This is a genomic window from Tepidibacillus sp. HK-1, assembly GCF_001748485.2.
GTDB classification, from domain to species: Bacteria; Bacillota; Bacilli; order Tepidibacillales; family Tepidibacillaceae; genus Tepidibacillus_B; species Tepidibacillus_B infernus.
This window is the reverse complement of sequence record NZ_BDGM02000065.1, coordinates 1-360: the sequence shown is the minus strand read 5'-3', so window position 1 is coordinate 360 and position 360 is coordinate 1. Positions and strand designations below refer to the sequence as shown.

The 360-nt window shown below is 36.1% G+C and carries 1 tRNA gene; it reads left to right on the top strand.

Going from position 1 to position 360, the window contains the following annotated elements:
• The first annotated feature begins 242 nt into the window (after window positions 1-242).
• Window positions 243-329: transfer RNA gene (locus BEN26_RS13855), tRNA-Leu, on the top strand.
• Window positions 330-360 lie beyond the last annotated feature (31 nt).

Here is a 360-nt window from a genome sequence, read left to right as displayed (position 1 = left end):
GGTTCTGGAGTGTCCTTTGTCCTTATCATAATAACCATCCACAATGGATAAAAAGATACGACCATTTTTTTGACGAGTTTTTTTAAGATACATACACATCCTCCTATCTAGAACTCGGAATATATATATTCGCTATAAAAATTTTTAATAAAATAAAAATAAAATTAGCCTAAAACACTACATGTACCAGTGCTTTAGGCTATATGCGCTTAAAATTTATATGCAAAACTGTGGAATTTTACGCGGACGTGGCGGAATCGGCAGACGCGCTAGATTCAGGTTCTAGTGGTAGAAATATCGTGGGGGTTCAAATCCCTTCGTCCGCACCATATGTTTTCAGTAAATGGATTAAGCTTGGTA